The organism is Winogradskyella sp. MIT101101, from assembly GCF_047126865.1.
Lineage (GTDB): Bacteria > Bacteroidota > Bacteroidia > Flavobacteriales > Flavobacteriaceae > Winogradskyella > Winogradskyella ouciana.
Genome location: NZ_CP138982.1, coordinates 1,437,637 through 1,462,370, shown reverse-complemented (window position 1 = coordinate 1,462,370; position 24,734 = coordinate 1,437,637). Strand labels below are relative to the sequence as shown.

21 protein-coding genes are annotated in these 24,734 nt (G+C 34.9%); 15 read left to right on the top strand and 6 right to left on the bottom strand.

The window, feature by feature from the left end; genetic code table 11:
* The first annotated feature begins 118 nt into the window (after positions 1–118).
* From SIB89_RS06845 to rlmN, 6 genes are all read left to right on the top strand, one after another.
* Positions 119–2,023 (top strand): DUF3857 domain-containing protein, encoded by a 1,905-nt coding sequence (locus tag SIB89_RS06845; protein ID WP_412561648.1) that lies wholly within the window; start codon positions 119–121, stop codon positions 2,021–2,023.
* Between the two features lie 49 nt (positions 2,024–2,072).
* Positions 2,073–4,118, top strand: coding sequence for a hypothetical protein (locus tag SIB89_RS06840; protein WP_412561647.1), 2,046 nt, complete (start codon positions 2,073–2,075; stop codon positions 4,116–4,118).
* 2 nt (positions 4,119–4,120) lie between these two features.
* On the top strand, positions 4,121–4,447 hold the full coding sequence (locus SIB89_RS06835; RefSeq protein WP_155090122.1) for a nucleotide pyrophosphohydrolase: 327 nt from the start codon (positions 4,121–4,123) through the stop codon (positions 4,445–4,447).
* 29 nt (positions 4,448–4,476) lie between these two features.
* A complete protein-coding gene (locus SIB89_RS06830) occupies positions 4,477–5,706 on the top strand; it encodes a 3-phosphoshikimate 1-carboxyvinyltransferase (RefSeq protein WP_412561646.1) in 1,230 nt (409 codons plus the stop codon).
* A 68-nt stretch (positions 5,707–5,774) separates the two neighbouring features.
* Positions 5,775–6,824, top strand: a complete 1,050-nt coding sequence (gene queA / locus SIB89_RS06825; RefSeq protein ID WP_155090121.1) for a tRNA preQ1(34) S-adenosylmethionine ribosyltransferase-isomerase QueA — start codon at positions 5,775–5,777, stop codon at positions 6,822–6,824.
* A 110-nt stretch (positions 6,825–6,934) separates the two neighbouring features.
* Positions 6,935–7,975 carry a 23S rRNA (adenine(2503)-C(2))-methyltransferase RlmN gene (rlmN, locus tag SIB89_RS06820; protein ID WP_273288957.1) on the top strand — a complete coding sequence of 347 codons (1,041 nt, stop codon included), beginning with the start codon at positions 6,935–6,937 and terminating at the stop codon, positions 7,973–7,975.
* A 53-nt stretch (positions 7,976–8,028) separates the two neighbouring features.
* On the opposite strand, the gene SIB89_RS06815 is transcribed toward rlmN, so the two are convergent.
* On the bottom strand, positions 8,029–8,829 hold the full coding sequence (locus SIB89_RS06815; RefSeq protein WP_412561645.1) for a T9SS type A sorting domain-containing protein: 801 nt from the start codon (positions 8,827–8,829) through the stop codon (positions 8,029–8,031).
* Between the two features lie 207 nt (positions 8,830–9,036).
* On the opposite strand from SIB89_RS06815, the gene SIB89_RS06810 reads away from it, so the two are divergent.
* From SIB89_RS06810 to SIB89_RS06785, 6 genes are all read left to right on the top strand, one after another.
* Positions 9,037–9,180 (top strand): hypothetical protein, encoded by a 144-nt coding sequence (locus tag SIB89_RS06810; RefSeq protein WP_412561644.1) that lies wholly within the window; start codon positions 9,037–9,039, stop codon positions 9,178–9,180.
* Entirely contained in the window at positions 9,177–11,783 is a 2,607-nt protein-coding gene (locus SIB89_RS06805) for an alkaline phosphatase family protein (RefSeq protein ID WP_412561643.1), read from the top strand. Before SIB89_RS06810 ends, SIB89_RS06805 begins: the two co-directional genes overlap by 4 nt.
* Positions 11,784–11,839: 56 nt before the next feature.
* Positions 11,840–12,817: a polyprenyl synthetase family protein gene (locus SIB89_RS06800; protein ID WP_155090116.1), complete on the top strand. Its 978-nt coding sequence runs from the start codon at positions 11,840–11,842 to the stop codon at positions 12,815–12,817.
* Positions 12,818–12,936: 119 nt separating this feature from the next.
* Complete coding sequence (locus SIB89_RS06795; RefSeq protein ID WP_412561642.1) at positions 12,937–13,500, top strand: RNA polymerase sigma factor; 564 nt, start codon at positions 12,937–12,939, stop codon at positions 13,498–13,500.
* The gene (locus SIB89_RS06790; protein WP_412561641.1) at positions 13,487–14,269 is read left to right on the top strand and encodes a hypothetical protein; all 783 of its coding nucleotides are present in this window, start codon (positions 13,487–13,489) and stop codon (positions 14,267–14,269) included. The genes SIB89_RS06795 and SIB89_RS06790 overlap by 14 nt, the downstream gene beginning before the upstream one ends.
* Positions 14,270–14,316: 47 nt before the next feature.
* The gene (locus SIB89_RS06785; RefSeq protein ID WP_412561640.1) at positions 14,317–15,402 is read left to right on the top strand and encodes a hypothetical protein; all 1,086 of its coding nucleotides are present in this window, start codon (positions 14,317–14,319) and stop codon (positions 15,400–15,402) included.
* 76 nt (positions 15,403–15,478) lie between these two features.
* Here SIB89_RS06785 and SIB89_RS06780 read toward each other — a convergent pair whose 3' ends face one another.
* Complete coding sequence (locus SIB89_RS06780; protein WP_412561639.1) at positions 15,479–16,789, bottom strand: T9SS type A sorting domain-containing protein; 1,311 nt, start codon at positions 16,787–16,789, stop codon at positions 15,479–15,481.
* Positions 16,790–16,967: 178 nt separating this feature from the next.
* Here SIB89_RS06780 and dnaG point away from each other — a divergent pair, with 178 nt between their 5' ends.
* A complete protein-coding gene (gene dnaG / locus SIB89_RS06775) occupies positions 16,968–18,947 on the top strand; it encodes a DNA primase (protein ID WP_412561638.1) in 1,980 nt (659 codons plus the stop codon).
* On the opposite strand, the gene SIB89_RS06770 is transcribed toward dnaG, so the two are convergent.
* Together SIB89_RS06770 and nadE are read right to left on the bottom strand one after the other, a co-directional pair.
* Positions 18,940–19,569: a response regulator transcription factor gene (locus SIB89_RS06770; protein WP_273288946.1), complete on the bottom strand. Its 630-nt coding sequence runs from the start codon at positions 19,567–19,569 to the stop codon at positions 18,940–18,942. The two genes, dnaG and SIB89_RS06770, sit on opposite strands and share 8 nt — an antisense overlap.
* 132 nt (positions 19,570–19,701) lie before the next feature.
* Positions 19,702–20,490, bottom strand: coding sequence for an NAD(+) synthase (gene nadE / locus SIB89_RS06765; protein ID WP_412561637.1), 789 nt, complete (start codon positions 20,488–20,490; stop codon positions 19,702–19,704).
* Between the two features lie 84 nt (positions 20,491–20,574).
* On the opposite strand from nadE, the gene gldB reads away from it, so the two are divergent.
* A complete protein-coding gene (gldB, locus tag SIB89_RS06760; RefSeq protein ID WP_412561636.1) occupies positions 20,575–21,537 on the top strand; it encodes a gliding motility lipoprotein GldB in 963 nt (320 codons plus the stop codon).
* On the top strand, positions 21,537–21,872 hold the full coding sequence (gldC, locus tag SIB89_RS06755) for a gliding motility protein GldC (RefSeq protein WP_273288943.1): 336 nt from the start codon (positions 21,537–21,539) through the stop codon (positions 21,870–21,872). Before gldB ends, gldC begins: the two co-directional genes overlap by 1 nt.
* 19 nt (positions 21,873–21,891) lie before the next feature.
* On the opposite strand, the gene SIB89_RS06750 is transcribed toward gldC, so the two are convergent.
* Both SIB89_RS06750 and SIB89_RS06745 read right to left on the bottom strand, forming a co-directional pair.
* The gene (locus SIB89_RS06750) at positions 21,892–22,611 is read right to left on the bottom strand and encodes a hypothetical protein (RefSeq protein ID WP_412561635.1); all 720 of its coding nucleotides are present in this window, start codon (positions 22,609–22,611) and stop codon (positions 21,892–21,894) included.
* A gap of 369 nt (positions 22,612–22,980) precedes the next feature.
* The gene (locus SIB89_RS06745; protein ID WP_412561634.1) at positions 22,981–24,708 is read right to left on the bottom strand and encodes an amidohydrolase; all 1,728 of its coding nucleotides are present in this window, start codon (positions 24,706–24,708) and stop codon (positions 22,981–22,983) included.
* Between the last annotated feature and the right edge of the window lie 26 nt (positions 24,709–24,734).

Below are 24,734 nucleotides of genomic sequence, written 5' to 3'. Positions count from 1 at the left end.
TCTATTTTAATTGCAGATAATCGAAAATTTCAAAAGCGTAAGAAATATATGATATAAATTATTTGCTAAAAAAGATTTCCTTTTTATATTGTAGTACCTAACATAATTAAATCACTACATGCCCAGCATAAAATCGGCCTTTTTCGCTTTCTTATTTTCATTTTCTTTTTTTTGTTTTTCCCAGTCCGAAGCAGATTATAACGCACTTCTCGTTCCTGTAGAGTTAAAGACCAAGGCAAATGCTGTGGTCAGGTACGAGAAAAAGACCGTTGAGATTGTAGGCTATGATGAAATTGTGGTTAAAAATAAACGTATTGTAACCATCTTTAATAAGTATGGAAAACGACACGCCAATGCGGTACAATTTTATGATGATCATAGGGAAATAGAGCATATGGAGGCGCGTATTTATGATGCCCTGGGTGAAGAAATAAAAAAAGTAAAGGAAAGAGATTTTACAGATGCAAGTGCTGTAAGTGAGATATCTATTTATGAAGATGATCGCGTGAAATACCTAAATTATATGCCTTTAAAGTATCCTTATACTGTAGAATACACGTCTGAGGTAATTTATAGGAGTACCGCTTTTTTTCCAGATTGGAGACCTGTAGGTGATTATTATGTTAGCTTACAACATGCCGAATATGAAATTATTAATACAGCAGGAGTAGAGCTAAAAACCAAGAAAGAAAATTTTGAAGGCACTAATATCGAAGCACTTTCAGAGCATCATTTTGTTGCTACAAATGTACCAGCAATTAAGTATGAAGCCTATACGCCAGGATTGAGTAGCATTGCTCCACGTTATAAAGTAGCGATGAAAAAGTTTAATATGGTAGGTGTAGAAGGAATCAATAACAATTGGCAAGACTTTGGCAAATGGATGTATGATAGGTTATTGACTGGCACAGACGCTATACCACAGACTACAATTGATGAGGTTAAACAACTCACGGCAGGAGTAGATGATAAGATAGAGCGTGCAAAAATGGTCTATAAGTACATGCAAGATAAAACCCGCTACATAAGCATTCAGGTTGGTATTGGAGGTTGGAAACCCATGATGGCGAACGATGTGGATAAACTTGGCTACGCAGATTGTAAAGGTCTTACCAATTATACTAAAGCGCTATTGGAAGCTGTAGAGGTACCATCTTACTATACGGTTGTTTACGGAGGAAGAAGTATTACAAGTATTGATGCTGAGTTTTCTGCTATAGAAGGAAACCATGTGATTCTATGTGTGCCAGATGACAACGAAAATATTTTCTTGGAATGTACAAGCCAAACTAGCCCTTTCGGCTTTACGGCAGGTTTCACTGATGATAGAGATGTATTATTGGTAAAACCCGAAGGTGGAGAAATAGTGCATACCAAAGTTTATGAAGCTGATGATAGTGTTCAACAAACAACGGCAAATATTAACTTGGATGAAACAGGAAGTTTTGAAGCCAATGTAAATATCACAACAACGGGCTATCAATACAATTTGCATGAAGGTGTCGAAAACAAAACCGCAAGAGATCAGCAATTACATTACAAGGAGTATTGGGACAATATCAATAACATAACCATTGATAATATCACAATAGAAAATGATAAAGAAAAGATAGTATTTAAAGAAGATGTAAAACTATCATCAACTAATTATGCGTCTAAAAGTGGTACAAGACTCATATTTCAGCCCAATATGTTTAATAAGGTTACCGATATTCCACCAAGATATTCAGAACGCAAGTTAGAATTTAAGATAGACCGTTCTTTTAAGGATGTAGATGAATTTATAATTAAGTTTCCAGAGGCCCTAAAAGTGGAAGCTATGAGTGAAGGTAAAACCATTGAAACTAAATTTGGGACGTATAAATTTAAAATAGAACAACTAGAAGACAACACCATAAAATATACAAGAACATATATCTTAAATAAAGGTAACTACCAAAAAGAAGATTACAAGGCTTTTAGGGATTTTAAAAAGAAAATTGTGAAAAACGATAAAACTAAGATTGTTCTTGTCGCCATTTAATCCTGAACAAAAATTCAAACCAATTAATAACCATCAATTTAATCAACATATGAAAAATCTATTATTTACTGTAATCACAATTCTCGGAATTACGGTAATCAATGCACAAAATTATAACTTTGGTAAAGTGTCTAAAGCTGAATTAGAAGAAAAATTTCACCCTTCTGATTCATCTGCTAATGCTGCCATTTTGTACAGAAATGAAGATATCAAATTTACGTTTAATCAAAATACGGGCTTTACGCAACAAAAGGAGATTACAATGCGTATAAAAATTTATAATAGAGAAGGTTTTGAATGGGCTACTGAAAAGGTTTTATTGTATAAGGGCGATAACGGAAATAATGAAAAAATAAAAGGTCTCAAAGGACAAACATATAACCTCGAAGGAAATAAAATCAAAAAGGATAAGCTAAAAAGTGACGGGATTTTTGAAGAAAAAGCTTCTGATATATTTGAAGTTTCGACTTTTACCATGCCTAATATTAAAGAGGGATCTGTAATTGAGTACACCTATAAAGTAATTTCTCCCTTCTTGCAAATAGATGACGTTAATCTTCAATTTAGAATTCCTGTAAAAAAACTAGATGCTAAGATTGCTACACCTCAAATATTTAGATACAATGCTCGTATAAATCCAAAAGCGTTTTATGTGCCTGCTTATACTACTACAAAAGAGGATAAGACTTTAACGACAACTACCAAAACAAGAACGTCAACCCGATTTGTTGGACAGGGAGGGCAAGGAGGTACTCTTAGTTCCGCTTCTTACGACAAAAATGACACCAATTATTTTGATAATGTAATTTTATTTAACCTTGAGGGTATTCCTGCGTTAAAAGCAGAGTCTTTTGCTGGTAATATTAATAATTATAGAGCAAAGTTAAGTTTAGAATATGAAGCAAGGTTATCATTAAGTGGCGTTGTTGAGAAATCGTACGCTTCTAGTTGGGATAGAGTGTCTAAAAGTATTTATGACAGTCAAAATTTTGGAGGTCAACTCGTTAAGTTTAATTTTTATAAGGATGATTTAAACTCTGTTCTAGAAGGAGTTGAGGACGATTTTCAGAAAGCTTTTTTAGTAGAAAACTTAGTGAAGTCTAAAGTAAAATGGAATGGCAACTATGGTAAATATGCGCAGAAAGGAATTCGATCTGCCTATAAGGATGGTGAAGGCAATGTTGCCGATATAAATTTGTTGGTTACTTCCATGCTTCAGTCTATTGGGCTAAATGCAAATCCGGTTTTAATAAGTACCAGAAATAATGGAGTGCCATTATTCCCTACAAGAGAAGGGTTCAATTATGTGATTTGTATGGTGCAAAGCGGTAATTCTTATCTGTTAATAGATGCTACAGAACCTTACAGTGCTGGTAATGTGTTGCCAGAACGTGTGCTCAATTGGCAAGGAAGATTGCTGTTAGATGGAGGAACATCGAGATGGGTAAACATTAAGCCTAACGAAAAGTCATCAGAATCTACAATGCTAAATGTAAAGCTAGACGAGGATTTTATAGCAACAGGAAAAGTGAGAAAGAACTTCACTTCTTATTTGGCAATGAATTATAGAAAGCGTTATACCAATTTAAGCACGGATGATCATATAAAATCTCTGGAATCCGATAAAGGAGCTTTAGAGATTAGTGAATTAAGCTATGAGAATGATAAAGATTTGAGCCAACCTGTTAAGGTTACTTACGACTATGAGTTATCTGATGGAGTGGATGAAGTAGGTGATAAATTATACTTCTCTCCACTTTTATTCTTGGCAATGAAAGAGAATCCATTTAAACTTGAAGAACGTTTATATCCAATAGATTTTGTTATACCTTACGAAGATAAGTACATGGTGAACATAATGTTGCCAGATGGTTATGTGGCAGAATCGCTTCCACAAAGTGAAGCCATGTCATTTAAAGAAGGACAAGCAAAGTTTGATTATGTAGTCAAAGAGAATGGTAAATATTTACAGCTAATGGTAAGGTTGGAGATAAGCAATCCATTGATTCAACCTGTAGATTATGAAGATTTTAAGGCATTTTTTAGTAAAATTGTAGAAAAGCAGGGAGAGCAGATAGTATTAACAAAGACGTAATAATGGATTTAAAAGGTGCACAGGTAGAAGTAGATAAATGGATTAAGGAGCATGGAGTAAGATACTTTAATGAACTTACCAATATGGCTCAGCTTACCGAAGAGGTTGGTGAAGTGGCACGTATTATTGCGAGGCGCTATGGTGAGCAAAGTGAAAAGGAAAGCGATAAAGACAAAGATTTAGGAGAAGAATTGGCAGATGTGGTATTTGTAGTGCTATGTTTAGCTAACCAAACCGGAATAGATTTGCAAGATGCCTTTGATAAAAAAATGAACAAAAAGACTAAACGAGACCACGATAGGCACCATAATAACGATAAATTAAAGTAGATTTGTAGCTACAAATAATTTAAGTATTAGTGGATATTCATATTCTTAAATCGTCAATTGCCAACCGTCAATCTTCTATAACTATTACAGGGTCTAAAAGTGAGTCTAACCGATTGCTCTTGCTACAAGCTTTATATCCTCATATACGGATTGAAAACCTTTCTAATTCAGACGATTCGGTACTTATGCAAAAAGCTTTAGCATCTAACGCTGAACTTATCGATATACACCATGCAGGCACTGCCATGCGTTTTTTAACAGCTTATTTTTCTATTCAAAATAACCGAGAAGTGGTTCTTACTGGTTCGTCCAGGATGAAAGAACGGCCAATAAAAATCCTGGTAGATGCTTTGAGAGATTTGGGAGCAGATATTAGTTATTTAGAAAATGAAGGTTTCCCACCGTTAAAGATAAAAGGAAAAAAACTATCCAAATCAAAAGTCACATTAAAGGCCAATGTCAGCAGTCAATACATTTCCGCATTGCTTTTAATAGCTTCAAGATTAGAAAATGGTATTGAGCTTACGCTAGACGGAAAGATTACATCCATACCATACATAAAAATGACATTAAGTCTTTTGGATGAACTTGGAATTAAATCCGAATTCAAAAGCAATAAAATCAGTGTTCAGTCACATGTTTCAAGTGATAAATCTCAAACATTGGTTGTAGAATCAGATTGGTCTTCAGCATCCTATTTTTATAGTATTGTAGCGTTGAGTGAATTGAATACGGAAATTACGTTGACATCCTATAAAAAAGATTCACTGCAAGGAGATTCAGTGTTAGCAGAGATTTACAAAGAATTTGGTGTTGCAACCAAGTTTGAAGATAACTCCATTACACTCACCAAATCGTCAAACATCGATAGTCAGTCGTCAATTGATTTTGATTTAAGTAATGCGCCAGATATAGCACAAACTATTGCTGTTACAGCATTTGGCTTAGGTTTAGAATGTTATATGTCAGGTTTACATACCTTAAAAATCAAAGAAACAGACCGCTTAGTAGCATTAAAAATAGAGTTGGAAAAGTTAGGAGCTGAGGTAGAAATTACAGACGCTACTTTGCACCTTAAACCTTCTAGTATAATTAACAGTGATGTTTCCATAGCAACATACAAAGATCATAGAATGGCAATGGCATTTGCACCACTTGGCTTAAGAACGTCATTAACCATTAAAGATGCTGATGTTGTAAGTAAATCGTACCCTGATTTTTGGAGCGATCTAAAGTCTTTGGGCTTTAATTTAAAATAAACCTCTATTTACTTGACAAGGCCTATGCTGAGATTGTATATTTGCAACTTCAAAAAATTACTATTTAAATGAAATTATCACACTTCAGTTTTGACCTTCCGGAAGAATTATTAGCAGAACATCCTGCAGAACACAGAGACGAATCAAGATTAATGGTTCTCAATCGGGAAAAGCAAACGATTGAACATAAGCAATTTAAAGACATTATTGATTATTTTGACGAAGGTGATGTTATGATAATGAATAATACCAAAGTTTTTCCTGCCAGACTTTTTGGAAATAAGGAAAAAACAGGTGCACGTATTGAAGTGTTTTTATTAAGAGAACTTAATCAAGACCAGCGCTTATGGGATGTGTTGGTAGATCCTGCACGTAAAATAAGAATTGGGAATAAGTTGTATTTTGGTGAAGATGAAACATTGGTTGCTGAGGTAATAGACAATACAACTTCAAGAGGTCGTACATTACGCTTTCTATATGATGGATCTTACACAGATTTTAGAAAAAAATTAACGGAGCTTGGTGAAACACCACTTCCAAAGTACATAAAAAGAGATGTAGAGCCAGAGGACGAGGAACGTTATCAAACGATATTTGCAAAAAATGAAGGTGCTGTAGCTGCACCAACTGCAGGTTTGCACTTTTCTAAGCACTTATTAAAACGTTTAGAGATCAAAGGTGTAGAAATGGCAGAAGTAACATTACATGTTGGTTTAGGTACTTTTAACCCTGTAGAAGTAGAGGATTTATCCAAACATAAAATGGATAGCGAAGAAATTGTTATTACCCAAAGAGCTGCAGATAAAGTTAATAAAGGTATTGAGAATAAAAAGCGTGTTTGCGCTGTAGGTACTACATCTATGCGTACAGTAGAGAGTTCAGTATCTTCTAATGGGAGATTGAATGAATTCGATGGTTGGACAAACAAGTTTATCTTTCCACCTTACGAGTTTAGCATTGCCAATTGTATGATTACTAATTTCCATACACCAAAATCAACCTTGTTGATGATGGTCTCTGCATTTGCAGGTCACGATTTTATGAAAAAAGCATACGAGGAAGCCGTAAAGGAAAAGTATAGATTCTATTCTTATGGTGATGCTATGCTAATTATCTAGAGCAGAAAATAAAATAATTTTAAAAGCCTCTTCACTTCGATAAACTCAGTGACAAGAGGCTTTTTTTATGCATGGGATATTACGATAACATTTAAGTAACTTTGCACCCAATGGAAACTAAAAAGAAAGACATAAGAGCATTAACCAAGGAACAGCTAAGGGATTTTTTCGTTAAAGAAGGTGATAAAGCTTTTAGAGGAAATCAGGTTTACGAATGGTTATGGCAAAAGTCAGCGCACAGTTTTGAGGATATGACCAATATATCTTTAGAAACACGCCAGATGCTGAAAGATAATTTTGTCATCAATCATATTAAAGTAGACCAAATGCAACGTAGTTCTGATGGTACTATAAAAAACGCTGTAAGACTACATGACGACTTAATTGTAGAATCGGTATTGATTCCAACAGCAACAAGAACTACAGCCTGCGTATCCTCTCAAGTTGGGTGTAGTTTGGATTGTAAATTCTGTGCCACGGCAAGATTAAAACGTATGCGTAACCTAAATCCGGATGAAATCTATGATCAGGTTGTGGCTATTGATAACGAAAGCAGATTATATCATAACAGGCCATTGAGCAATATTGTTTTTATGGGCATGGGCGAGCCATTGATGAATTATAATAATGTTTTAAAAGCCATAGATAAAATTACATCACCCGAAGGCTTGGGCATGTCGCCAAAACGGATTGTGGTTTCTACTTCTGGAGTGCCTAAGATGATAAAAAAAATGGCAGATGATGAAGTGAAGTTTAAGCTAGCAGTGTCCTTGCATTCTGCAATTGATGAGGTAAGAACTTCCATAATGCCCTTTAATGCTACGTTTCCGTTAAAAGATTTGCGAGAAGCCCTAGAATATTGGTATTCCAAAACAAAAAATAGAATTACTTACGAATATGTAGTTTGGGAGGGGATTAATGACAAGCGAAAGGATGTAGATGCGTTGGTGGAATTCTGCAAATTTGCACCAAGTAAAGTTAATTTAATAGAATACAATCCTATTGATGATGGTGAATTTCAACAAGCCAACCCTAAAGCATTGGATATGTATGTTAATGTTCTTGAAGCTAATAATATTACAGTAACTGTAAGACGAAGCAGAGGAAAAGATATTGATGCAGCCTGTGGGCAGTTGGCTAACAAAGGGTAATAAAAAAGCCTAAAGTTATTGCTTTAGGCTTTTATTCGTTTTTAAACCAGAATTTATAAAACAATTTTCTTGCGAATAACGGCCTTAGAATTTACATCGTTCAGCTCTACGATATATACACCGTTAGAAAGAGAATTTGCTTCAATAACATAAGAGTCAGTTTCTAAACTACCGCTAAGAACAGATTTTCCTGTAATGTCAATAATTCTATATTCTGTAGACGCAGGTAAATTGTATAAGCCTATGCTCTTATTTATAGGTACAATTCGTGTGTTATTATTTTCGAATTCATTTATGCTTAAGGTCGTTTGCCCAGCGTTAATAGCTTCTCCAGGCGTGGAATTATAAGCATAATCTTTAACTGTAAAGCTATCACCAGAGGCACTCACGTCAAGTCTGGCCCAGCCATAGTGAGTATTCCCTCCAATATCAAATCTTAGGCCTATAAACTTATCAGATACTCCGCACCAGTTGCTACTTCCTGTACCATTATAGCAACTGACATAATTTAATGTGCCAATATTATACCATCCAGTTTGCCCAGAACTAATTGCATCTCCTGCATTCATGGCAAAAGGATATGTATAATTGGGCTGTGAGCCTAGAAATGAATTTGTTGATAAGCTAGAAGAGTTTAAAAAAACGGCAAAAATCGAGGAATTGTATGAACTAGCGTTAACTATAAAATCAATTGTAGAGTCATTGTTCAAATCAAGATTGTAATCAACAGCTCCACCACCTGTAAAATCTGCTATGTCTGTATAAACGATTTGACCATTAACATCAGCAATTCCTGCAATTGCTGCAGAAAGAGCACTATATTTCAGTAATTTTTTTGAAGTAATTTTTTTCATAAGCTGTAAAATATTTAAATATATCTAGTTTTAAAGTTAGACATTTTTAATTAAAAAATATAGTTCCTTATTGAATAATTTGATATTAAGTTAGTTAATTATCAAATTACAATATTTTAAATTCAAATTTTATCTATTTAACAATAGATTATATTCCTTAATCCTTAAAATATCATTTAAATTTGTTAACCGTCAAAAGTAGTTGATATGCAAAATAAAAATGAAGAACAGAATCCAAAAACATTTGTTATAACCGAAAAGGGTTCTCTTGGACTTTTAGCGTATGGCGACATAGGTTTACGGGAGTGGAGAAAGGTAAAGCAAAATGTAACCAATAAAAACGATGAATGAAAAAACCAAAAGTATTACTGATTGGTTGGGATGCTGCCGATTGGAAAATTATTTGGCCACTGGTTAACAGTGGTCAAATGCCTGCTCTTAAAGGTTTAATGTCTCGTGGTGTATATGGTAATATGAGCACCATGAATCCTCCATATTCACCTATGCTTTGGAGTTCGGTAGCTACTGGTAAAACCCCAGACAAACATGGTGTTCTTGGATTTATTGAAGTTAATCCTGACGGTAACGGCATACGGCCTGTAACTGTAAACTCAAGAAAGGTAAGAGCCCTCTGGAATATATTCCATAACCAAGGTTTAAAAAGTAACTTAGTCGGTTGGTGGCCTAGTTTTCCAGCAGAACCCATAAACGGTGTAGTAGTTTCCGATAAATTTCAAAAAGTAAATAAGGATCCCAAAAAGAAAACCTCAATAGTAAAGGGTACTATTCACCCAACTCATTTTACGGAAAAAATAGCTGATTTGAGAATGTTTCCTCATGAAGTCACAGAAGCCCATATTTTACCCTTTATACCAAGGGCTTCAGAGATAATTCAAGAAAAGGATGCTTCATTGGCATCATTAGCAAAATTATTAGCAGAAAATACATCAGTACATGCTGCAGCAACAAATTTAATGCGCACAACGGATTGGGATTTTATGGGGATATATTATGATTTAATAGATCACTTTTGCCATGCCTTTATGAAGTTTCATCCGCCAAAATTAGCGGCTATACCAGAAAACAAATTTCAATTATATAAAGACGTAATCGAAGGAGCATATCGTTATCAAGATATGATGTTAGAACGAAAACTAGAGCTTATCGATGAGGATACAACTGTTATTGTAATGTCTGACCATGGTTATGAGTCTGGGCATAGACGTATTCTTAAAATGCCAAAATATCCTGCAGCACCTGCTCTAGAGCATAGAAATTTCGGAATTTTTGTTGCTGCAGGCCCAAAGATTAAGAAGGCTGAAAAAGTGTTTGGATTAGGTCTTATTGATGTTGCACCCACCATTTTGCATATGTTTAATTTGCCAGTCGGAAAGGATATGGACGGCAAAGTAGCTCTTGAAATTTTCGAAGAAGCCAATAAGGTAGATTATATAGAGAGTTGGGATAAAATCCAAGGAGATTTTGGTGAGCATCTCAATAAAGAGGATCAATTACTTAGCGATGAAGAAACAATGAAGCAACTCATTGAGCTTGGCTATATTGATAAACCTGATGACAATGTAGAAATAGCGGTTCTAAAGACAAATTGTGATTTAAAGCATAACTTGGCAAGGGTTTATTTGGGTAAAAAAGATTTTGAGAAGGCCAAAGCTATTTTATTGACATTGGTAACAAAAGAATATCCCGTTTATAGTGAATCGTCTTTTAAGGGAAAAAATAAAGATGTTCTAGAGAGACAAGGATATAAAGTCGGTGACAGTGTTATCGATAAAATTCCTTTTTATATGGATTTGCTTACTATAGCTCTCTCAGAAAAAGATTATGATTTAGGTGAGAAATATTTAAAAGTTCTAAGAAGAAAAGATAAGCGGTTTGAAATTAATACATCAGTCTCGGAAGCAAAGATCTTATTAGGTCAAGGTAAAGTAAAACTTGCCTTAAAATGCTTAGAAGAAGCTCGAGATAAAAACCCAAATTCGCAAGTGTGGTATCAAATAGGTAAAGCTTACGATAGAATTGATGATTTAGACAGTGCAAAATCCGCATTTGAATCTGCAATTAAATTTGAGGCAGATAGTGCTAAATCACATCAGGCACTTGCAAAGGTCTTAATAGAATTGAAAGAATATGAAGAAGCGGCTGATCATGCTTTAACCGCTATTGAACTTGTTAGATATTTTCCTGAAGCACATTATACATTGGGTCGTGCTCTTGAAAAAATGGGTCATTTAGAACACGCTAAACAGGCTTATGAAACAGCTGCAATGTTAAAACCAAAAACCTTTCATAGGGCAGAAAGTGCTATTGAGAATATCAATGATGCTTTAAGTGAAAAAATATCTTTTAAAGATAAATCAAGTCGTACGTATAAGAAAGATCAAATAGTTATTGTTTCTGGTTTGCCAAGGTCTGGTACGTCTTTAATGATGCAAATGCTAAATGCTGCAGGACTTGATATACTCACCGACAAGAATAGATCTGCTGATGCATCGAACCCGAAAGGATATTATGAATACGAGCCAGTGATGTCATTGCACAAAGACAATACTTGGTTAGCGAAAGCAAAAAACAAATCTCTTAAAGTAGTGGCTCCTTTACTTAAGTTCCTTAATCCAGAATTTAGGTATAAAGTCATATTTATGAATAGAGACCTTACGGAAGTCGTTAAATCTCAACAAAAAATGATTGGTAAAGACCCGGAGACCTTGCCTACTAAATTGCTTCAAGCATATGAAAAACATTTAAAGCAAGTTGAAACATGGAAAGACAAAGAACCAGGTGTGGAACTTATATATGTAAATTACAAAGATGTAGTTGATGATGCTTCTAGTGTTGTAGATAAGTTAGAATCTTTTATAGGCCTAGAACTAGATAAAAAAAGTATGATGGGTTGTGTAGACAAAAAGCTTTACAGGAATAGGGTTTCAAAATAATTTATACGATTTGATATAGGATTTAGGTATTTTTGCTTAATTCATTAAAATTATTGTTGAAAATAACAGAACAAATAAAGCAGCCCATTGCCTATGAAATGGAACTTTTCGAGCAAAAGTTTCAACTTTCAATGGCCAGTAAAGTTGCGCTTCTCAATAGAATAACGCATTATATTGTTAACCGAAAAGGCAAACAGATGCGCCCAATGTTTGTGTTTTTGGTGGCTAAAATGATGAATAATGGTGAGGTTAGCGAACGTACGTATAGAGGAGCTTCTGTAATTGAGCTTATTCATACAGCTACTTTAGTACATGATGATGTTGTAGATGATAGTAATCGAAGAAGAGGTTTCTTCTCTATTAACGCCTTATGGAAAAATAAAATTGCTGTGCTTATTGGCGATTATCTGTTGTCAAAAGGACTTCTACTTTCCATAGATAATAATGATTTCGACTTACTTAAAATTATTTCCGTAGCTGTCCGCGAAATGAGCGAAGGCGAATTACTTCAAATTGAAAAAGCCAGACAGCTAGATATCACTGAAGATGTCTATTATGACATCATTCGTCAAAAAACGGCAACTTTAATTGCAGCCTGTTGTAGTTTGGGTGCCGCATCGGTAAAGCCTAATTCACCAGAAGTGGAAACCATGCGAAAGTTTGGGGAACTCATAGGTATGGCATTTCAGATAAAGGACGACTTGTTCGATTATGGTGAGGAAAAAATAGGCAAGCCAACAGGTATTGATATCAAAGAACAAAAGATGACATTACCATTAATACATGTTTTAAACAATTGCTCCAAAAAAGAGAAATCTTGGCTCATCAATTCAGTTAAAAATCATAATAAGGATAAGAAAAGAGTTAAGGAAGTTATTGCATTTGTAAAAACTAAGGGCGGATTAGAATATGCCGTTTCTAAAATGAAAAATTTTCAAGCTGAAGCATTGACATTATTAGACAGCTACCCTGAATCTCCATATAAATCTTCACTAAAACTTATGGTGGATTATGTTATTGATAGAAAAAAATAAATATTATATGACTGATAATCAGTAATATATAAAATTTTTCAAAATATTTTTATTTCATAGGCAACCATTAGCACAACTATTGCGTCTTTATAAATAGAAGCGCAACCGTAATCAATTAAATGAAAGTTATTCAACTTCATAAAAATGAAACTAAACTCATACAAAGAGCTGCGAAACAAAATCGTGAAGCACAACATGTATTGTACAAGTTGCATGCACCAAAAATGCTAAGCGTTTGTAGATATTACATTAAGGATGTGCATCAGGCTGAAGAAGTAATGTTGAATGGATTTTTCAAAGTATTTAAAAATTTAAAATCGTTTAGAAAAGAGGGTAGTTTTGAAGGGTGGATTAGACGAATTATGGTAAGAGAGGCGATTTCATATTTAAGGCAAAAAAAGAAGGTTGAATTTGCTTCTGAAGACGAATATTTAGAGCGTGATTACAGCAATAATATCAAAACCAATATCGAAGTTGCAGAAATCCAACAATTGATAGATAGTTTGCCAGAAGGTTACAAAATGGTATTTGTAATGTATGCCATAGAAGGTTATAAGCATTATGAAATTGCTGAACTATTGAATATTTCAGAGGGAACATCAAAATCACAATTATTCAAGGCAAGACAGATGCTTCAGAAAAAAATAAAAGAATTAAATAACAACAGTTATGGCACCAATTAAATTCGAAGAACAATTAAAGGACAAGCTCGAAAAGCGCAGCTTGCAACCGTCGGCCGATAGTTGGGCAAAACTGTCGCAACGTTTAGATACTGAAGAAAAGAAGTCTAGGAACCCATGGTTTTGGTGGATGGGCATTGCCGCAGGTTTAATAATTATGTTGGCAATCGCAGTAGAGGTATTTGGCTCTAAAGATGTCATTGATAGAGTACCGCAGATGGTAGAAGAAGATACCATTGAAAACACTATAGAGCCAAAACAACCAAATGGTAACGAAACCCAAACCACAGAGCTCGCTGTAGAAAACGAGCAAACTGAAACTGAGAAAGAGAACGCCAATAACGTTGAGCAACCAGAAATCATAAATTATAAATCCGTTACCCAAAAAGAACCAAAATCTAAAACACAGTTTGCAAACACTGATGAAACTAAAAAAGCTAAGGCTGAAACTTCTGGTAACGCTAATAATGATCAAAAGTCTGCGGTAGATAAAGTTATAATTAATAAAGAAGCTTTTGCAGGAGTGATTAAGGATTTTAAATCTGAAAACACTTCGGTTACTGATAGGGAGGTGGATTCGCTACTGAAGCTGGCAAGCAAAGAATTGTTTAAGGACAAATTACAGAAAGAAACAGCTAAAACCGTTGATGCTAATTTACTCTTAGAAGATGTTGAAGACGAAATGGGACAATCCTTTAGAAGCAAAGTGTTTGACGCACTTAAGGACAGTTACGAAACTGTAAAAACAGCAGTTGCAGAACGTAACAACTAACATAAGAATCAAATAGAATAATTATAAATCATCAAAAACGAACAGTTATGAACACAATTACAAGATTAGTAGTCTATGCCATCGTATCAATGACATTTGCTACAGCACAAGCACAAGAAACAAAAGTAGATTCTACAAAAACGGCTAATCACTACAAGATTGAAGCCCTTGAGGATCTAAAGGCTAAAATTGAGAAAGAAGAACGCGAATTTTTAAAACAAGAAATCGAAGCGATTAATCAACGTTTAGATGCTAAGCAAATCACAGCTGCTAAAGCTGAAGAGCTTAAAAAAGAAGCCGCAAAAAAGAGAGCTGCCAATATTGAAAACCGAATGGATATTATCGATAATAAAATAGCGTTACTGGCCAGAAACGAATCTGGTTACGAGACTAATGATAGTTCCGGAGGTTACTTTTCAATATCATTTGGCAATGACGACGACGAGAGTAAATCAATTAGGGTTGGTAAGAAAAACAAACCTAGAAAGTACGATAGACGCACTACGACAGATGTTGTATTTGCCATTGGATTCAACAATACCTTAATCGATGGAGTAAGTTTGGACGACTCACCATACAAATTAGCAGGTTCTGGGTTCATAGAATTAGGATATGCCTGGAAAACACGAATCTTTGACAATACTAATTTCTGGAGATTGAAATATGGATTTTCCTTTCAATGGAACAAATTAGATATAAAAGACAATAATTATTTAGTAAATACTGATGGTGATATTTCACTGCAAGAATTCCCGTCTGATTTAAACAAGGCTAAATTTAGAACAACCAATTTAGTGTTCCCTGTGCATATAGAATTTGGGCCATCCAAGAAAATTGAAAAAGAGAACTATTTTAGGTATTCAACTTACAATAAATTAAAGATTGGTCTTGGTGGTTATGCAGGTTTCAATATTGGTAGTATGCAAAAGCTTAAGTACAAGGAAGACGGTAACCGTGTAAAAGACAAACAACGTGGAGGCTTTGAGGTGAATGAGTTTGTGTATGGTGTAAGTGGTTATGTGGCCTTAGGAGGAGTGGCCTTATACGCAAAGTACGATCTCACCCCATTATTTAAAGATCAAGCGGTTGACCAAAACAATATTTCTATTGGTTTCCGTTTTGATATGGATTAAATATTGATTTCATCAATCATTTTTTGAGTGTTAACAAGCCTTAATCTAGAGTTAGATTAAGGCTTTTAACTATGTGTTAATTTTTAATTAACTTGAACGTCTCTTCAACACCAGAAGATGAAATTTTTGCAAAATAAACCCCATTTGTCAAACCTTCAGCATTAATCTCTATGGAACTTTGGTTCACTTTTAATGTCAATACTTCTTTACCAAATAAATCATAAATTTCTATAGAGTCAATGAAAGTATCGGATAATTCAAAAGTCCAACTATTCTTAGTGGGATTAGGATAAATATTAACTTTAACTTTCTCAAAATCATTAACTGATAACGGTTGGGTAGAAAAAATAAGATTGTCTAAATAAACGGTACCATTACCAACAACTTTAAATTGCATCACATCCAATAGGCTAAACCCTTGATCTGTAAAATGAGATAGAGGAATGTCTTTACTAACCCAAGTATTGTTAATTATACCATCTTCAATAGCAAAGTCGTAAAATTTTTCACCAGCACCTCCTGTGGATTGATTAATAAGAAAGAACTGTAGGGCAGTGGCGTCAGAAGACCAATAATCTATATGAATATAATTCATGCCAGTAACGTCTTGTACATTTGTGGAAAAATCTGTCCCTTGATAATTTAAGTCGTTATATTTTAAAGTATTATTTCCTTGTATATCTATTTGGGTAGTTACGGTAGCTTGTCCCCAAAATGGGTTGTAGTCTACATTAGAAATATCCATATAAGGATTATTTGTATTGAAGACTGAAATTACATTTGCAGCCGGAAGCGTTGGTGTTGGTGCTGCTTCCATAGGGGACGGCTCAACAACTTGTTCAGAAAACGAAATATTATCAAAGTAAACGATATTATCTTGAGTTCTACCCGCATTGTCAAAATCCGGAAAGATTATGATCTGATCTACAACTTGAGGGAACAGCCCTATGTAAGGAGAAAAGTCAAAAGTTAATTCTTCCCATTGATCAGTGACTGTATTCGCAACTTTGATCTCTGGTTGCGCAGCAGAATCGCTAGCGGCAAACTTTAATCCTACATCACTTATAACAGATTTATAAACCATTATTTTTATAGTGCTATTATTTGCATCAAAAGTAAAACTACCAATATCTGCTCCATGCATGGATTCGCAACCAGCAAATGGCTGACCAGTTTGCAAGGCAGTAAATTTTGCAACTGTCGCAGATGTATTCTGACCTTCAATAAAGGGATTGGCTATTATCTCTAAGGGTGGGTTAGTGTCGTTCTCAAAAACGGACCATGTCCAATCGCCTCCAATTCCACTAATTTCAAAATCAATTGGCGCATTCTGTGAATAAGAAAAGATTGAAATAAGTGTTGCTGTAATAAGTAATTTTACTCTCATAGTTATTATGGTTTATTAATACTCTCAATGTTAGGGCTAATTATTGATTATATAATAATATCCACCCATACAAAAACCATACATATTGTTTTATGATTAAAAAAGAGGTAAGTGCTGTTTTATGTTTTTAAAACAAATAGTTTATCTTAAATTTACAAACTTGCTAAAATTCTAATAATTGATCTCACAAAACACCATAGCACAAGTCTTTGAAACTGCTCGAGTAGAGGAGGTTATTGGTGATTTTGTACAACTAAAAAAAGCGGGTAGTAATTTTAAAGGACTAAGCCCTTTTAGTGAAGAGCGCTCACCAAGTTTTATGGTATCTCCGGTAAAACAAATCTGGAAAGATTTTTCGAGTGGTAAAGGTGGAAATGCTGTTACGTTTTTAATGGAGCACGAGCATTTTACCTATCCTGAAGCAATAAAGTATTTAGCTAAAAAATACAATATTGAAATAGAGGAAACTGAACGTACAGACGAAGAAAAAGCACAACAAAATACCAAGGAAAGTTTGTATTTGGTTAGTGAGTATGCTAATGAGTACTTTCAGAAAATACTTCATAAAACAGATCAAGGTAAAGCCATTGGTCTAAGCTATTTTAAAGAACGAGGATTCACCGAAGAGACCATTAAAAAGTTTCAATTGGGTTATGCGCTAGATGAGTGGCAAGCATTTACAGATGATGCTTTGGGGAAAGGTTATAAGCTAGAATTCTTAGAGCAAACAGGTCTTACCATTGTAAAAGACCAAAAACGCTTCGACAGGTTTAAAGGCAGAGTGATGTTTCCTATCCATAGTATGAGTGGTCGCATTCTTGGTTTTGGTGGTAGAATTTTAACCAACGATAAAAAAGCAGCCAAATATCTTAACTCACCAGAAAGCGAAATTTACCATAAAAGCAAAGTTTTATACGGTCTATATTTTGCTAAACAAACCATTGCCAAAGAAGACAATTGCTTTTTGGTAGAGGGTTATACAGACGTTATTCAGTTTTACCAAACTGGAGTAAAAAATGTGGTGTCGTCGTCTGGTACGGCATTGACATCTGATCAAATTAGACTCATCAACAGGCTTACCAATAACATTACCGTACTATTTGATGGTGACGCTGCAGGTATTAGAGCTTCAATTCGTGGGATAGATTTAATCCTAGAGCAAGGAATGAATGTTAAGGTCTGTACCTTCCCAGATGGTGAAGATCCAGATAGCTTTGCCAAGTCTAATACTTTAGAAGAACTTACAGCCTATCTTGATGAAAATGCCAAGGATTTTATACAATTTAAGGCATCACTTTTGGTTAAAGAGGCTAAGAATGATCCTATAAAAAAGGCCGAAACGATTCGTGAGATCGTCAATAGCATTGCTAAGATTCCAGATGCCATTAAGCGTGAAATCTACATACAGGAATGTGCCTCAATAATGGACATTAGCGAAAATGTGTTGTTCAGCACTTTGGCACAAATTTCTAAAAAGGAATATCAGGAGGCGAATAAAAAACATAAGCAACAACAAAAAGCTTTTGAGGTTGTAAAAAGCGAACCGCAACAAAAGCAAAAGATAGATGTACAATATGAATTAGAACGAAAGATTATAGAAATCTTAATGCTTTATGGTGATAGAACGGAACAGTTTGAAGATTTGATTTTAAAAGAAGATGAGACTTCGGGCGAATTACTTTTAGAGCCAACAGTACATGAAGCACGTGTGTTTGAAAAAATTTATCTCGACCTTCAGGAGGATGAAATGATGTTTTCTAACGAAAAGTTTAGGGAATTATATTATTCCATAATAGATAAACTGAATCAAGACGAAAACTTTTCAACCAAAGATTTCATTAATCAATTGGACCAAGCAACCGCAAGTGAGGTTACAGGTATTCTAATGGAAGATGAAAAGTATAATCTACATGATTGGCAGCGCAATCATATCATCCCTAAAGAAAAGGAACATTCAATTTCCCAACTGGTGAGCCAAACCATCTTAAGCTTGCGTTGCTATTTAATAGACCAAAAAGTAGCCGAATACAAAAATGATACCTTAAGAGAAGGTGTAGATTCGCGTACAATTATAGAAGATGTAAAAGATTATCTTGGTCTTAAAATGCTTCTATCCCGCAAACTTGGTAAAGTAATAGGAGGTTATTCTATTAAGTAAGGTTATGATGTTTAGCTTGGTGAATTAAATCAACGATATTATTTACATTGAGTTTCTTAAAAAGTCTAGCTTTGTAAGTACTCACCGTTTTTTCGTTAATGTCCAATTCCTCAGCTATTTCTTTGTTTTTTCTACCAATTGATAATAATTTCAACACCTCGACCTCTCTGGTAGAAAGCTTTTTAAACATACGGCTTCTACTTTTTCGAGTGTCTTCGTAGCGTAAATGTTTGTCCATTTTTTCGCTGAGAGAAACTTCACCTCCATGAATTTTTCTTACAGCAGCTTCAATGGCATCAACATCGGCAGTTTTACTTAAGTAGCCAGAAGCTCCAGCTTTTAGCGTGCTAATGGCATAAATCTCTTCAGGTTGATGGCTGAACATCAACACATTAACGGATTTATTTTCTTTTTTAATGGCTCTAAGTGCAGTAATACCGTTAAGTTCTGGTAAATCAATTTCTGAAATAATAACATCAACTTTATGACGTCTTACAAATTCAAAAATCTCAATGCCACTACTTAACTTGCCTACTACCTTTAAATCTGGTTTACTATTTAAGAACAATTCTAATCCTGTTCTTACAATAGGATGGTTGTCAACAATCAAAATATGTATCATGACAATTGTTTTTGGGTTGGTTAGGGTTAATTAAAATAGAAAAACTAAGTCAAGAGTATTCAAGGGGATTTGCTGCGCAAAAATAACTAAAAATTAAACGATTTAAGCAATTTAATCGATAAACGGCAATATTTACCTTAAATCTTTAGGAATTTCGCAAACTGGAATTGGAATCATTTTGTGCTGATTACGAGTATTATAGCTCGTAAAAATCTCAAAAGCTTCACGCTGTCTGCCTGTAAAGTCATCAGCTGTTTTACCTTCGTCTTTCATCTTCATGGCCCATTCTAACTCCGGATAAGATGCTCCGATTTGGTCTTCATCACTTCGAGCATCACCAAACAGACCATCGCTAGGAGCTGCGTTCATGATGGATTCTGGCACTTCTAAATAGTTACCAATTTTATAAACTTCAGATTTCAGTAAATCTGCAATCGGACTTAAATCCACACCACCATCACCGTATTTTGTAAAAAAACCAACACCAAAATCCTCAACCTTGTTTCCTGTGCCAGCAACTAAGAGTCCTAAGAGACCTGCATGGTAGTAAAGTGTTGTCATTCGCAATCGTGCTCTAGTATTGGCCAATGCCATATCAACAGTTTCTTGTTTACCATCTAAACTGACTTCGGTTTTAAATTCTTCAAAAACAGGTGTTAAATCCACACGAGAATCACTAACATTAGGAAAGCGTTTTTTTAGCTGTGCAATATGTTCTTGCGCTCTTGTAACGTGACTTGCCGCTTGGTGAATAGGCATTTCTATACACAAAAGGTCTAAACCAGTTTTGGCGCAAAGGGTTGAGGTAACGGCAGAATCAATCCCACCAGAAATACCAATAACAAAGCCATTGACCCTAGCTTTGGTAGCATAATCTTTTAACCAATCTACAATGTGATTTACAACCTTTTCTGTTTGCATAATGTTTATAATTTAAAGCAAAGAAACGTACCTTTGCACAACAAAAATAACGGAAACGTGTTAGGATTAAAAATGTTTTGTAAAATGTCATCGAGAATTTACATACTCTTAATGTTTGGGCTCATTTTGCTGTCTTGCGGAGAAGATTCTAAGCTTGAGAGCGAGATTGAAAAAATTGAAGTAGATTTTGTTGTAGAGCGTTTTGATAAGGCTTATGAAAATGCAACGGCAAATGATTTGCCAAAACTAAAACAAGCATATCCATTTTTGTTTTCTAAACATGTACCGGATTCTGTTTGGATAAAAAGAATCAACGATACATTACAAGGTATGCTATTGAATGAAGTGAATAAGGCATATCCAGATTTTACGGATGAAAAGGAAGACTTAAGAAGCTTGTTTAAACATTTAAAGTATTACGATAAAACGTTTAGCACACCAAGAGTGGTTACCTTAACAAACGATGTGGATTATAGAAATAAAACCATCGTAACAGATTCGTTAGTGCTTATCGCTTTAGATAATTTTTTGGGCGAGAATCATGAGTTTTACCAAAACATACCAAGGTATTTAGCTGCAAATATGCAAAGCGACCAAATTGTACCAGAAGTGGCGGAAGGCTATGCAAAAAAATATACATTTCAAACTGATAGAAAAACCCTTTTGGATGAAATGATTTATTTCGGGAAATTGTTATACTTCAAAGATGTTATGATTCCTTTTGTATCTGATGCAGAAAAAATTGGTTATACAGAGCAACAGTTAAAATGGGCAGAAGCCAATGAAAGTCCTATTTGGAGTCATTTTATAGAAAACGAAATGCTTTACAGTACAGATAGTAAGCTTCCTAGTCGTTTTATTGCGGATGCACCTTTTTCAAAATTTTATTTAGAATTAGACAACGAATCTCCTGGGAGGTTGGGACAATACATAGGTTGGCAAATTGTTAGAGCTTATGCCGAAAATACTGGAGAAGATATAATGCTTGTATTGCAAAAAGAACCTGAAGAAATTTTTATAAAATCGAAATTTAAACCAAAAAAATAATGGCTAAAACCATAAAATCTAAAATAGAACTAAACGTAGAACTCGACGAAAATCGTGTGCCAGAAAAATTAAAATGGTCTGCACAAGATGGAGGAGTTAATAATGAAGAGGCTAAAGCTATTATGTTATCCGTTTGGGATAGTAAAGCACAAGAAACATTAAAGATTGATCTGTGGACAAAAGATATGCCTGTAGATGAAATGAAACTGTTTTTTCATCAAACTTTAGTCACTATGAGTGATACGTTTTTACGTGCTACCCAAGATGAGAAAATGACAGCGACGATGAAAGACTTCTGCGATTATTTTGCTGAGAAATTAGAATTGAAAAAATAATAGCTCATTACCTCTAACCTTAAGATTTATAAAAGGGCACAGTATTGAAGCAATTGGCTTCCTGTGAATTGGCATAATCTGGATTTTGTCTTTTAAAACGCATAAATTCTGTCGTGTCATAGACTTCCCAAATGGTTAACTCGTTATGTTTTCCGGCTTTGGATTTTAAATCAATTTTATGCTGGGCGATCATCCTATCGACAACCTCCCTATCTCCAATTCGCATTTTTTTACTTGAGCTATGACCCTTGTTTATGAGCTTCACTATCCAATAAAACCTTACGTTTCTCACAGGCTGTTCCTTTGTGTCAGTAATAGGTAGTGTTTTGCCTTCGGCTTCGTTAGTAAGCGTAATTTCATTGATTGTAGTGGTTTTTTCTGAATCAGTATCCACTATTGGGTCTTCTACTGTGTTTAATGCTTTGTGCCTTAATAAAGTGATAATAATAAGTTTGTCCTGTACCTTAACTTCGGTGACAAATCGTCCATTAGGAATTTTAGCTAAAGGGATTTTGGCTTTTTGCTTTTCAACAATAAAGGTTTTTTCAAATGTATTGTTATAGATATTAACCTTGGAAATATCGAATTCGCTTTCGAGTAGTAAGCTGTCACCAGATGCGTTTAAAGAATGTTTTAGATCCTTAGCTCTAAAATTAATATTCTGTATAAGGCTAGACTCTTGACCAAAGATAAGGGTAGTCAAAAACAGGCATGCTATTCTGCAAATAGTTTTCATCATAAGTAGGTTTTTGTTTTGGGAAACAAACAATATTCCAAAATGCTTTACGAACTTTCGAATATCTGAGACTAAAAATATAAACGAATGCGGTTTTTTAAATACTACTTAGTTATATAACGTTTTTTTAAGATAAAAGACCTAAGCTATCGTCATAAAACCAAAAACTATGTTGAATGAAATTCTCTTTTTGCTGTTTTATAAAGACTATGTTTGGTTATTAGACGTTCATACCTAATGCTTAAAAACTCATAACATATTAGTAAAGTTTTGGTAATACATTAGTGTAAAAAGCATTCTATTTTTGTAGCGATAGTAGTCACTATTAAACATTAGTTAGGCCTTCATATGAGAAGGAAACTAGTGTTTTTTTTATTTTTTGTTGTCATACACTACCTTTCCATCAAAAATAGTCATCACTACTTTGGTGTCTAGAATTTTTTCTTCTGCAACTGTCATTATATCTTGATCGTAAATGGTGAAATCGGCAAGTTTACCAGCACTGATTGAACCTTTTATATGATCTTCAAAAGCACCATAAGCTGCATCTAAAGTGTAAGATTTTAAGGCTTGTGCTCTTGTCATTTTTTGCTCAGGTTCATAACCACCTTCAGGAGTGCCTTTTAAGGTTTTTCTACTGACACTAGCATAAAAACTTGCAATCGGATTTATTGGTTCCACAGGCACATCTGTTCCGTTTACTATTGGCACTCCACTTTGTAACAAATCTTGCCACATATAAGCACCTTCCTTTATGCGCTTTTCGCCTAGACGATCAATCGCCCAAGGTCTATCGGAAGACATATGTACAGCTTGCATAGCAGGAATAACATTGAGTTCTGCAAAACGTGGAATATCTTCTGGATGTAAATGCTGTGCATGCTCTATTCTGAACCTATGATCGTTAGCCATATCTGGTAGCTCCTTAAAGGCCATTTCGTATCGATCTAGAATTTCTCTATTGGCACGATCGCCAATGGCATGTGCACATACCTGAAAACCATGTTTAAGTCCATTTAAGGAAGTTTCCTTTACAAATTCCATAGGCAAAGTTTCATGCCCAAAATGATCTGGTCGGTCTGAGTACGGTTCTAAAAGCCATGCACCACGCGAGCCCAAAGCACCATCACAGTTTAACTTCACTGACCTGATGGTGAAGAGGTGATCGTCATCTACCATAATGCCTTTTTTATACCAATCGTTAAGTAAGTCTTTTTCCCACCCTGTAAGCATCGCATAAATACGTGTATGCATTTTACCTTCGGATTTCATTTTTTCGTAAAGCGCTATGGTTTCTCTTCCAATGCCAGCATCATGAAAACTGGTAATGCCATTTTTATGACAAGCTTCAACAGCTAATTGAAAAGCTTTGGCATCTGATTCGGGAGTCTTTTCTGGAATGTGCTGTGTGATTAATGTTTGTGCTCGTTCATTAAAAACACCTGTTGGTCTGCCAGAGGCATCTACAAGTACTTCGCCACCTTCTACTTCGTATTTTTTTACGCCATCTAAAGCTAAATTTTGCAAACCTGCTATTTCCATAGCCTTAGCGTTTGCAAAACCTGCATGTCCACTTGCATGCTTTAAGTAAACCGGATTTTCTGGTGAAACCTCACTCAATAAGTGATGTGTTTGAAACCCATGAACCGTTTCAGCAGGCATGCTATCCCATTTGCTTTGGTGCCAACCACGACCTACAATCCACTCACCTGGCTGAGCTGTTTTTACACGCTCGGCCACAGCATCAACAATAGCTTGGTAGCTGGTCGTATTCATAAGATCTAAATTGAGTTCGTTATAACCCAAGCCCATAAAATGTCCATGGCCTTCAATAAGACCAGGTGTCATGGTTTTACCCTTTAAGTCTATAAGTTTTGTTTGCTCATTTTTATAGGTTTCAGCTTCTTCTAGACTGCCTGCAAATAGTATTTTATTATCCTTGGTAGCTACAGCTTCTACAGTTACTGAAATGGAATCTACAGTGTAAATCGTGCCTCCATAAATAAGCAATGTTGCCGTTTCTTGTTTAGGGTTAGAACAAGCTAAAACACAAAGCAGAATTAAAAAGGCGCTAGAAATCTTAAAAAATCTTGATATCATAAAGGATGGTTTTTTTAGTGGGATAA